The following is an 11,484-nucleotide window of genomic DNA, read 5'->3' on the forward strand; positions in this document are numbered from 1 at the left end:
CGCATCAGGCAGCCTGTGAGGTCCGCAGCGCGCTAAGCTCTTGGAGACGTACTTTGAGGGCTCAACCTCGGTATCTTGCTAAGGCGACACAATTCGCAAAAACCCGAAACTGGCGCATGTACGTCGCCACCTTCGTACAGCCGGCCGCAATCGCCGTCAGACCGCCGCCAGGAGCTGCGAAGTTCCAGTTCGGACGTCACCGGCCGCCTCCTAGCGTAGACCTATCGTTGTCCTCCGAGGACAGATGTCAAGCTGATTTCCGGGAGCGCGAGACTGAAAAGAGACTTGAATTTCAGAGATTTAATCGATCGACGCGGATCGCTTTACAGCTTGTCACCCGCGATGCGGATGGCACGGTCGTACACTTCCGGTCCACCGTCGACTTGATGTAAGCCTTGCGAAAGGGAACAGGCGTGATGGTGATGTTCTCCCGCATGAGCCGGCCAAAGCGCTCAAGCGCTCGGGCGTCGACGGCGTGGAACATTTAGGCTGCTCCGCGCGAAAGAAGTTGACCGGGCAACCTTCGAACGCCGATCCTGACGTCAGGTCGATGTGCTCCTTAACGCTGGCATCTCATAGCACGACGCCGAGGAATCGTCGATGCTGTCACAGGCCGACAGGCGAGTTTGGCGCTCGGAACGGCGTTCTTGCAGTCGAGCCGATTTCCTTCCAAGGCGAATAGTACGTTCCGTAACGAGCGGATTAATCACACGATCGGCTATAGATATTCTTGAGGTCTCGGAAGCGCTCCCGGTCAGCGTCAAGCGTTTCGAGCAGGAGGCGCAGCGCGGAGTCTTCGGCCTGGTAGCCAACGAGAACCAGCGTATTCACACGCATCCGGTCCTCGACATATTGAGAAGCCCACCCGTCGCGCAAGTACGCATCCCCAAAGTCGGCGCTAGTCAGGATGAGATCACTTTGATCGAGACCGATCACGCGGTCCCCGAGGCGGCCGTGCAGATGCAGAATGCCGTGATCGCCGGGAGTGCCTGGCCGCAGCAACGACTGGGCCGCATGGCTGCGGCATTCAACACCGTCCGCGCGGGCTGCCCGCTCGAAGAGCGTATCGAAATTGGTGGTAAGGAGCCTGGGGCGGCCGCTTTTGTCACGCGACAAGGTGAGCAGGGAGACGTGGCGCGAGAGGTCGGGAGTCGGCGGCGGAGCCAAGACTTCTGCGACGGCTTCGCGGACACGTGAATCTGTTCCGGGAAGAAGCGTGCGCTTCTCAAGAGACCGCAACACCGGTCGTATTCAGCCCGCTTGTAGGCTATTCGCTCCGCTGGCTCGTTGTCGAAAGACTCCCCGATCTTCTCGTAGACCCTATCGGTTAGTTCCTGAAACAGCGGCAAGTTAGCGCCCCGTGAGACACCGGCGCCGCATAGGAATACGACCTCCCCATCGTTGACCTCGTGGATCAATTCATTCGGGATATCAGGGCTGGTCTCAATGAATTTCATCAATACCTGAAATCAGAATGTGGCAAACGACTCGCTTTGGGAGAGTAGCAGGATTTTACGCCCTCAGATTGCCGGCAGAGATGGCCACGACAACCGCACGAATTATAAACTTCTCAAAAAAATGCGTAATTTCAATATTTTATAGCAATATTTGCATGATTTTTCAATGAAATTACTTGCTGGAGGCGCCTGTTTGACCTATATTGCTGACATGACGAAGCTGGAGCAACTCAAACGCCATCTAAAGCCAGGCCAAGCCTATCGACGGGCGGAGTTGGCCCGCTGGTCGACGGCTGTCGATCGGCATCTCAAGCAGTTGGTTGAGAGCGGCACACTCAAGAAGGTTTCGGGCGGGCTCTATGTCTTTCCAAAGGAGACCGTATTTGGACCGGCTCCGGCATCTGACAAGGATGTCGTGTGCGCGTTCCTGAAGGATGCCCCATTCCTGCTGGCTTCCCCGAACGCCTATAACAGCCTGGGTGTGGGAACGACGCAGCTCTATGACAAGACAGTCGTCTATAACCACAAGCGCCATGGCGAGTTTCAACTCGGAAATCGCAAGTATGTGTTCCGGGTGAAGCCGCGCTTTCCGAAGTCACTGACGCCGGAATTCTTGCTCGTCGATCTCGTCAATAATGTCGACCAGCTTGCCGAAGCTAAAGAAGAAGTCTTGGAGCGCGTCCAGAAGCGCGCTGCCTCGACCGACCGACGGCGCTTGCGTCGCGCGGTTCGCGAGTATGGGAATGAACGAACGAAGAAATTCTTCAACCATGCATTAGGAGCGAATGAGCTGCATGCCGGCTGATTTCCTCCACAATCATAAGGAATTTGTGGATCTGATCCGGATTGTGGCGGAAGAGAAAGGCATTGATCCGGCTCTGGTAGAAAAAGACTACTGGATCATGCATTGCCTTTACGGCCTTCAGCAGCTCGGTTTTACCTTTCAGCTGAAGGGTGGCACGTCCCTATCGAAGGGGTATGGCATCATTGGCCGGTTTTCAGAGGACATCGATATTCTTATCGAGCCTCCGGCCGGCCAGAATGTCAAAACTGGCAAGAACCACGACAAGGCAGCGCATATCCAGTCGCGCAAGGATTTCTTCGATTGGCTGGCCCAGACGATCAAGATTGACGGGATCATCAAGGTCGAACGTGATACGGTGTTCGATGATGTCCCCGATTATCGCAACGGGGGCATCCGGCTGATCTACAAGAGCATCACCGAACCCATGGAAGGACTTCGCGACGGCGTCCTGCTCGAAGCTGGCTTTGACAAGGTTGCTCCGAACACGCCCAGGGACATCAGTTCATGGCTGTACGACAGGGCTTTCGCTAGCAAGGTCGAGATCATCGACAACCGCGCAAAGGCGGTGCCTTGCTATGACCCCGGCTACACCTTCGTAGAAAAGCTGCAAACGATCTCGACAAAATTTCGAAAGCAGCAGGCCGACAAGAGCGATCCAGTCGGATTCATGCGTCACTACTATGACGTCTACGAACTGCTCCAGCGCAAGGAAGTCCAGGATTTCATTGGCACGGACGCATACAAAGAACACAAGGAAAGGCGCTTCAGGCAAGGCGACAATCACGACATCACCAAGAACGAAGCGTTTATCCTGAGCGAAGCAAAGACGCGCGCGCTGTACTCCAACGCATACGCGCGCAGCAGCGCTCTCTATTACGCGGGCAAGCCAAGCTTCGAGAAAATACTGATCGAAATCAGCAAGTGGGCTGACAAGCTATAACGAAGTAGAATTCTGCCGGCTGATAACCATGCTAAGCTCGCCGAATCGGCTCTTCTCTCGGCAGGCCGCATCTTCATCCCCGATCGCGATCCGAAGCAGATTACAGAATATTTCGAGTCGTTCTCAAAGTGAACCCAACCACACTTGATCGCACCTAGCTGGGATGTGTTAGCCGGTAAGACCGCTTACCAACTGTTGCAGTTTCTGACGTTCGTCCCAGATAGTATCGGCAGCCTCGAATACCTCTGAGACTCTCGGCATTTCCATGGACCCAGTACGCGAAAGTTCGCCCACACTATCGTCATGACGCTGGGAGAACAGGATGAGTCGCAGATCTTCGTGAGTGCCTGACGGGTTTCCAACCCCCACCAGTCCGTGAGCTATTGCGCCCCGAAGCACCGTCAGGGGCGCGACAATCCCGGCAATCGCGTCATACCTCCGTACTTCTTCACTCTTGTCAGCAGTGAGCGCGACGACGAGCCGGCGTAGCGTCTTAAGTCGGTCCTTGTGCAATGAAAGCACCCGCTGCGCTGAGACATCTATCTCGGTCGCCGCCTTATCCCTTAAGAAGAAGATGTGGTGTGTGATGTCACCGTCCCAATATGCCCAATTTAGCATCAACACGCCGATAGCCATCGTGGCTCTCTGCTCGTGCGTCAGCGTTTTCCGATACTCATCTCTGCGCTGCTTCTCTTCAGGACTCATACTCCCCCCAAAAGCACCGTTTTGACAACAACCGATTAGGCTTCGCACCAGTAGTGACTTGGGTCAGTTCAAAATCTGACAATCTCGACGAACCCAGCGATGTCTGCACTCCGCTCAAGCTCGGAAGTCGGAGCGCGTAATCCTAACGTCCGCTTCCCTCACTAACACCGGACCTTCGACAACGGCGCAGCCGGATCAAATGCGCCAAAACGCAACGTAGAAGAACTTCACGTTGCCTTTTAGCGCTGCACGAGCAATTGGGGGAGCCAATACCGGCTCGTTGACCGGAAAATCACTTGTGGCCCAGGCGGTGACGGCTACGGCCGCCGCTCCACCATCGTCACCAGCTAGCTCCCGGTCGATCAATGGCACGCGCTGATCGGCGATCCCACCTATGCCGACGCCGTGCTCGATCGCCTGGTCCACAACGCCCCACCGGATCGACTCTCAACGGCGAGAGCATGCGACGAACCAAGCCCGGCCGAAAGGCCTGAACCCGTGGCGCTGTGGACATGCCGCTTCGCTTGGACAACGCGAAGGGCGTTACCCAAATGCCCAGAGCAACAGCAGCAGAAAACAAGCTCGTCGCGCCGTGATTCAAAATTGACCACGCGGCCTCGCCGCTGCCAAAACCAGACTGCGAGAACGTCTCGCGCCCCAGCCCACATCAAATCGGACTGGTGGGCGAGATCAAACCGGTACACCCGGGCAAAATCGTCGCAATCAGCATCCATAAGCCCCCCTTCCCCATGGATCGATCTGGAGGTCGTACAGTCTCATCCCCGATCGCGATCCGAAGCACATTACTGAATATTTTGTGCCGTTCTCAAAGTGAACCCAACCACCACTTGACCACCGATCCACCGTGAACGAACGCAGAAGTTCGTCAGGTAACGTCACGAAAAACGTCAATGTTCTCCGAGACTATTGAGCTGGCAGGGCCGCTCATAACGGTCTGGTTGCAGGTTCGAGTCCTGCCGGGCCCACCAATGATACCAATATCTTACTGGGTTCTCGTTGCCCGCGGAACGACGACCGCACCAGAAACCGCACCAGATACGTCCACTTTTCGTTCGGGGGCGCTTCGCGCACGGCATATTTTCCACGACAGCAGACGCAAGCTTACAGACGGTCAAATTGGCGCAGTTCCGGAGAAAGATGTTCGCTATCTACGCGATAGATCCTTCCACCGGTCGGTCGCTAAAGCGCTCCCGTGCTGCCTGTTCGTATCGGCGGCGCCTTAGCCGAGATTGGAGCTGCGCTTGCAGAACTTGAGCGCATTCGACCGGATTCCGATCCGAGCCTAAGCGTCTGCAGCTTCAGTTCGATCGACGCGGGACGCTTTGCTCGGCAAGTAGCCGATCACGATTGAAGGTTGCGCCTGTCCCGCTCCTAGCTGCAACTCTCCTTTTCCATCGCTCGAATTCGCCCTGCGCCTATAACGCTGTAGGGCTGAGACCTTACAGTACCAAGGCCAACTCCAAATAACGACAAAACGCGTTGGCAAGTTGCATCTGACGAGGCGTCCGACACTCGGCCTCAAATAAGCGCGGCGAAGCTACGACGATGCAAATGCACTTCGCCCGAGAAACCGCAACATTCAGGCGGTTGGCGCTGTACAGGAACTCCATTCCGCGCGGCGCATCAGCGTGACTTGAGGTCGCCATAGAATAGATGACGATTGGCGCCTCCTGGCCCTGGAACTTGTCCACAGTGCCGATGCGAGCGCCAGGAAGTCGCTCCTGAAGTTCGAACACCTGCGCATTGTACGGCGCGATGATCAGGACATCGTCGAGCGAAATCGGGGACTCATTACCTTTCCGGTCGACCCAGGTCGTGCCGGATCCTAGGATGTCCGCAATGACGTCGCGGATCGCATCGGCTTCTTCCGGCGACGAACTCTGATTTCCGTCGTGCTGGATCGGAAGGTAGCGAAGGCCAGAGCCGTTGAGTCTGGACTTGATCCTGATTTCTTGCCGCTCAAGTCCCGGCCGAGACTTCAGGCGACCTTCATAGAACAGTTCGGAATTAAAGGCACAGATGAGCGGATGAAGCCGCCACGTCTCGGCCAGGAACAGACCCCGATCGGCCAAAATGGTGGCATGAGGACCAAGGACATGGTCCAGGGCCGAAACTCCCACGCCATCAGGATGGCTTCCTTGAATCGGCTGCTCCAATTGCCGCGGATCTCCTAGCAGAACGATGCTCTGCGCAGCTTGTGCGACGGCTAGCACATTCGCGAGAGCCATCTGCGCGGCTTCATCGATGAACAGCACGTCGACGCTTAGGCGTGCGTCCGGCCGAGCCCAGAAATACGATGTCCCTCCGCCGACGGAACAGTTCTTCCGCAACGCGTCGAGGGCGTGCTCGTTCTTCTTGACGAACTTCAAGCTGTCGAGATCGTCTTCTTGATGCTTCTCATCGACCTTCTGAACACAGCGGATCGGAAGACCTTCTTCACCTGCAGCTTCGACGACCTCGTCGAGAAGATTTCGAATGACCTTGTGACTGTTGGCGGCTATCCCAACCCGCTTTCCTGCGCGCACAAGAGCACAGATCATGCGGGCTCCGGTGAATGTCTTCCCGGCACCCGGCGGCCCTTGAACCGGATAGACGCTCTGGTCCAACGCAAGCGCAACCCGAGTAGCGGTCTTCAAACTATCCTCGCCGACGACCTGCAGGCTCTCTCCCTGGAGCCGTGGCGCAGTCGATAAGAGAAGATCGCGTGCAGCGCGGTGCTCGCCGGCTCCATCGATTCCGTTTTCCACCACGTATTGTCCCAGCCGGAACAGAGCCTCGGGACGTTCGTCGCGATCCATCGATTTGTGAGCGAAGACGGCTTCCGGATGGAATTCCGCGGTGTCGCCTCGCTTTTTGATGTCGATGGTCCTATCCTCATGCGAAATAGCGACGACGCTACCGAACTTCTGCCCGCCGACGCTCCTGAGCTCGCTGTCGGGCCGAAGATCGGTATCTTGAAGGACGAAGTTGTACCTATGAACCGGCACCTTCGGGGTGCCACCGGCCACTTCCTTGAACGTAAGCCCAGAGAGACCGGCGCGTTCGTGGAGCAGGTCCTCGGCGGATAGATCACGGAGGCGGAAATATTCCCACCAAACGGCCTTCTTCTCTCGGGCGTGAAAGTCCAGCATGAATGCCAGCAGCCAGCGGGCCTGCTGTTGGGCCGTGCGTTCGGCGACGTCGTCTGGAGTACCTTCCGTAAGCCGACCGACGAGCGCTGCCACCCTCTTCTGCCAATCACCGAGTTTTTCGCTGACCTCCGCGGGCTTTAGAACGGGCCGTTCGATCATTTCGCCGCTGGCAATGAGACTGGCGCGCAGCGCTTCAAGCCACTCCCGTAGCGCGGCCGTCGAGTCGCAGTCGTCTTTGTTGTAGCCGCGGATCGTGTCCTTATCCGCATCGGGAACGCTGGCCGCATCCGCCATTTCGAGGCACGCCTGAGTCCTGGCCATGACTGCCCCGACGTCCTCCAGCGGAACGCTGCGGGTAAAGGAGTACAGTGGCTCCAGCTTCTTGATCGAATAGCTCTCCACGCTGGCGCGAATCGCGTGGCGGACGACGGCGAACAGATCGACGAAGATCTCGGCCCGCAGAAGGTTGTCGACCTCATTCTCGCGCGAGCCGTAACGGCCCATCAGGCGCTTCATCGCGGCCGGCTCGTACGGCGCGAAATGGTAGATGTGCAGATCGGGGTAGGATTTAAGGCGCTCGGTCACGAAGTCGACGAAGCGTTCGAACGCGGCGCGCTCCTCCCGCCGGTCCGAAGCCCAGTCGCCGACGTACTTCGGCTTCCCTTCGTGCTCGAGGAAGGAGTAACCGAACAGGAATTCCAGACCGCCTTCTCCCACGAAGGGATCACCCTCGAAATCGAAGAATATGTCGCCCAGAGATGGCGCGGGAAGCCGTGTCAAACCGAAGCCGGCGATCGGCGGTAGCGCCTCGTACTTCATCGAACCGCTCGTTCTACCTTCGACCTGAATTCTCGCCTGCTCGCGTACCTTTTCGTAGCTTTTGGCAGCTCCGCGTTCTGGTCTCCATTCCAGAGGAACGGGCATTGTAGCGAGCGCGGCCGTACTGCCGACTCCGCGTCTGGTCAATTCTCCGATCTGCGACTTGCTGATACCGGCGACCAGCGACAGGTGGTCGTCCCGCCGCCTTCGCTCGTCGCAAACACGGCGCCACCGGCAAATGTCGCAATGTTCGATCGGTTCGGGATAGGCGGCGCCGGCGCCATCGGTGATCGCTCGTTCGAGGCTGGATCTCACATGCCGGTAATAGGCTGAGTAGTCGGCGATACGGTAGGTTTCCGGCTCGAAATTCGTACCCGGTGTCACGACGTGGGCCGCAGTCGGCTCCACACCCTGCATCGCGGAGAGCATGTCCGAATAAAGCGATATCTGAAGAACCGTGTTCCCCTTCGTCTCTGCCGCAAGCTTGGTGTCGGTTACCTCGTACGACCAGGTACCGAGCCGGCTCGGCGTTTCCACGCGGAGAAGCACGTCAGCCCGGCCGTTCCACCTCCCTAATTGTAGTGCGCCTTGAACGATCACCGCATCGCCGCGAGACATGGCCTCCAGTGTTGCCGAAGTCGATTCGGGATCAAGCCCAACTCCCCCGATCATCGTCGCCGCCATGCCGCGCGACTTCAAGTGATCGACGAAGGCCTGTTCGTGCGCAGAGCCTCGCTCGGCAAGGGTCTCAAGCACTGGATCCCAGATCTTCGGCCTTTGGAGTTCGCCCTTGGCCACCTTAAGATCGAGTTCTGTCAAGTACCTGCAATTCAGGTGTCCGACTAGGTCGGTCGAACTTAGGTACAAAATCCCACCGACGTTCTGCATTTCCCACCACGTTGCCGTTCGCCGGCGACCCGGCTCGGTTGTCCGCCGTGCGGGGATTATGCCATTTTCTAGGCGATTTGGGCTCGAAAGAGGCGAGCAATCTACTATAATCGCGCAAAGAGTGTGGAAGGGGGTTGAGCTGGTGGGGGCTGGTACGGTCGAGAAGGCGAGATGGCTGCGCGATTTGCTCCGGTTTCTACCTTTGCGAAGCCAATTCGTCCTTTCGGGCAATACCAGGGATCTCCAGATCCATGAGGCCGCGCCCGGCCAGATCACATCCGTATCCCTGACCAGGGCGCTGCCGGACGCGCTTAAGGGCGCCGGCTATGGCCGGATCGCAAGCTTCAATCTTTTGAACGGCTTAGATCCCTCGAACCCTCCGACGACAGCTTTCTGACGCATCTCGGGCTTTCGCCTGCGAACGGAACCGCTGCCGGCGGTATCGATCTGTTGGCCTCGGCCCTCGAACGGCATGTTCCGTCCGACGGCCCGCCCTCGGCCCTCATCATCGATTTCGCGTCGCGATTGATAACGCGCAGCGAGGCTCTTTCTCCGGCCGAACATCAGCTGTTTTCCCGTGCGTTGATCCTTTCCCATTCGGCACGGGCTCGTCCGGCCGGCGAACGTCGTCAGCCCTATTTCAACACTGTCATTTGGATCGTGGATAAGGAAGGAGACCTTCCCGACTGGTTCCTGATCGATAATCCTCGCACTCGGCACATTCCGATCGGTCGGCCCGACCATCTAGCCAGGCGGACGATGATCAGTTCGTTGATCCGAGGTTTGCCCGGCGCTCAAAATGCCGCGCCGGCCGATCTGGAGAAATCGACCAACGGGTTCGTCGACGAAACCGAAGGACTCCTGCTTCTCGACCTTAGCGCGATCGCACAGCTCTCCCGAAGCGAAAACGTCCCGTTCGATCGCATCTCCGATGCGGTTCGGCGGTTCAAGGTCGGCGTCACCGAAGACCCGTGGCGCAAAATAAGCCGCGACAAGATCAGCTCGGCGGACGAGTTCGTGAGGCGCCGCGTGAAGGGCCAGGCACACGCCGTCACCCACATGCTCGACGTCGTGAAACGCGCCGTCACCGGCATCGGGCAATCGCCGAGGGGAGGCCGACCGAGGGGCGTCGCTTTCCTCGCCGGCCCCACCGGAGTCGGCAAGACGGAACTCGCGAAGACAATCACGAGCCTGCTCTTCGGCGACGACAGCGCATACATCCGCTTTGACATGTCCGAGTTCAGCGCCGAGCATTCCGATCAGCGCTTGATCGGTGCTCCGCCCGGTTACGTTGGATATGACGTCGGTGGCGAGCTCACGAACGCGATCCGGGAAAAGCCATTCAGCGTCGTCCTTTTCGACGAGATCGAGAAGGCACACCCGCGAATCCTCGATAAATTCCTTCAGATCCTGGACGACGGCGTTCTCACCTCGGGACGAGGGGATCGCGTCTACTTCTCCGAAGCTTTCATCGTCTTCACCTCCAATCTCGGTATCTACACCCCCGGCCCCACGGGCGAGCGGATCGCGAACGTGACGCCCGAGGAGACGTTCGATGCGGTCAAGCGGAAGGTCCGCGCCGAGATCGAAAAGCACTTCAAGCAAGTGCTCAACCGCCCGGAAATCCTGAATCGCATCGGCGAGAACGTGATCGTCTTCGATTTCATTCGCGGAGACGTCGCCAACGAAATCTTCGATCAGATCGTGGACAACCTGCTTAACGACGTCAAATCTCTGGGCTACGAGGTGTCACTGTCGGAACAGGCCCGCACGGCGTTGCGTGGCCTGTGTCTCGCAGACCTTTCGAACGGTGGTCGCGGCATACGAAATCAAGTCGAAGCCCACCTCATCAACCCACTTTCGCGCGGCCTCTTCGACTGCGGCGCGGAAGCTGGAAGCCGATATCGGGTTCTGGAAGTGCAAACCGGAGCATCATCGACACTTCGCCTCGAAAGCGAGCCTTAAAGATGACGATTCGCATCTCCGTATCGCGTATCCATTTTCCCGTGACGACTTTAGGACCCGGACGAAGGCTGGGCATTTGGTTTCAGGGTTGCTCCATCCGTTGTCCGGGCTGCATTTCCATGGACACTTGGGCCGAAGGACGAGGAAACACGACGGTCGAAGAAGCCGTCAATTCCATCATTCCGTGGATCTCGATGGCTGACGGGATCACTATCTCCGGAGGCGAGCCTTTCGATCAGCCCGACGCTTTGTTGGAACTAACAGCACGTATTAGGTCGAAGACCGAAGCGGACATACTTGTCTTTACAGGATATCCGTGGCCATCCATCCGCGACATGGTTGGCAAGTCCCCTGGCACGATCGATGCCCTCGTTACGGGGCCTTTCGACTTCGAGGAAAAGCAGACACTTGCTCTGCGTGGGAGCGACAATCAGGAACTTCACTTCATCACGGAAAAAGGCCGCGCCCGGCTCGCCAGCTTCGAGCGCCTGGCCGACGAGCGGGATCGGTCCGTCGACGTCATGTTCGACGAAAACAGCGACGTCTGGTTTGCCGGTATACCCGCGCGCAATGATTTTCGCAGGCTGCAGGAATTACTCGAAAGCAATGGATCGACACTCGACACCTCCGAGGACAAGCGCATCCTTCCATGCGGGCTCGCCCGGCATGATTAGACTTTGCCCAAACTGCCAGACCGAACGCTCCATCACTGAGTACTTCTGCGAAGGCTCGGTCGGTGGTCACAATTGCGGA

At 57.9% G+C, this 11,484-nt stretch carries 8 protein-coding genes and 1 pseudogene; 5 read left to right on the forward strand and 4 right to left on the reverse strand.

Going from position 1 to position 11,484, the window contains the following annotated elements:
• Positions 1-292: 292 nt before the first annotated feature.
• Positions 293-484 carry a hypothetical protein gene (locus tag QXZ85_RS17715; protein WP_315729226.1) on the reverse strand — a complete coding sequence of 64 codons (192 nt, stop codon included), beginning with the start codon at positions 482-484 and terminating at the stop codon, positions 293-295.
• 218 nt (positions 485-702) lie between these two features.
• On the reverse strand, positions 703-1,242 hold the full coding sequence (locus tag QXZ85_RS17720; RefSeq protein WP_315729225.1) for an SIR2 family protein: 540 nt from the start codon (positions 1,240-1,242) through the stop codon (positions 703-705).
• Between the two features lie 381 nt (positions 1,243-1,623).
• Here QXZ85_RS17720 and QXZ85_RS17725 point away from each other — a divergent pair, with 381 nt between their 5' ends.
• Together QXZ85_RS17725 and QXZ85_RS17730 are read left to right on the forward strand one after the other, a co-directional pair.
• Positions 1,624-2,262, forward strand: a complete 639-nt coding sequence (locus QXZ85_RS17725; protein WP_315730368.1) for a hypothetical protein — start codon at positions 1,624-1,626, stop codon at positions 2,260-2,262.
• Complete coding sequence (locus QXZ85_RS17730; RefSeq protein ID WP_315729223.1) at positions 2,252-3,202, forward strand: nucleotidyl transferase AbiEii/AbiGii toxin family protein; 951 nt, start codon at positions 2,252-2,254, stop codon at positions 3,200-3,202. The genes QXZ85_RS17725 and QXZ85_RS17730 overlap by 11 nt, the downstream gene beginning before the upstream one ends.
• Before the next feature lie 168 nt (positions 3,203-3,370).
• Here QXZ85_RS17730 and QXZ85_RS17735 read toward each other — a convergent pair whose 3' ends face one another.
• A complete protein-coding gene (locus QXZ85_RS17735; protein WP_315729222.1) occupies positions 3,371-3,907 on the reverse strand; it encodes a hypothetical protein in 537 nt (178 codons plus the stop codon).
• A gap of 312 nt (positions 3,908-4,219) precedes the next feature.
• On the opposite strand from QXZ85_RS17735, the pseudogene QXZ85_RS17740 reads away from it, so the two are divergent.
• A pseudogene (locus QXZ85_RS17740) lies at positions 4,220-4,401 on the forward strand (ATP-binding protein); the annotation flags it as partial.
• Between the two features lie 966 nt (positions 4,402-5,367).
• Here the strand turns inward: QXZ85_RS17740 and QXZ85_RS17745 are convergent.
• Positions 5,368-8,766 (reverse strand): TM0106 family RecB-like putative nuclease, encoded by a 3,399-nt coding sequence (locus QXZ85_RS17745; RefSeq protein WP_315729221.1) that lies wholly within the window; start codon positions 8,764-8,766, stop codon positions 5,368-5,370.
• A gap of 450 nt (positions 8,767-9,216) precedes the next feature.
• Between QXZ85_RS17745 and QXZ85_RS17750 the strand changes: the two genes are divergently transcribed.
• Both QXZ85_RS17750 and QXZ85_RS17755 read left to right on the forward strand, forming a co-directional pair.
• Positions 9,217-10,731 (forward strand): AAA family ATPase, encoded by a 1,515-nt coding sequence (locus tag QXZ85_RS17750; RefSeq protein ID WP_315729220.1) that lies wholly within the window; start codon positions 9,217-9,219, stop codon positions 10,729-10,731.
• 2 nt (positions 10,732-10,733) lie between these two features.
• Positions 10,734-11,405: a 4Fe-4S single cluster domain-containing protein gene (locus QXZ85_RS17755; protein ID WP_315729219.1), complete on the forward strand. Its 672-nt coding sequence runs from the start codon at positions 10,734-10,736 to the stop codon at positions 11,403-11,405.
• The last annotated feature ends 79 nt before the right edge of the window (positions 11,406-11,484 follow it).

It is taken from the genome of Bradyrhizobium sp. SZCCHNGR1005 (genome assembly GCF_032489995.1).
Taxonomy (GTDB): Bacteria; Pseudomonadota; Alphaproteobacteria; order Rhizobiales; family Xanthobacteraceae; genus Bradyrhizobium.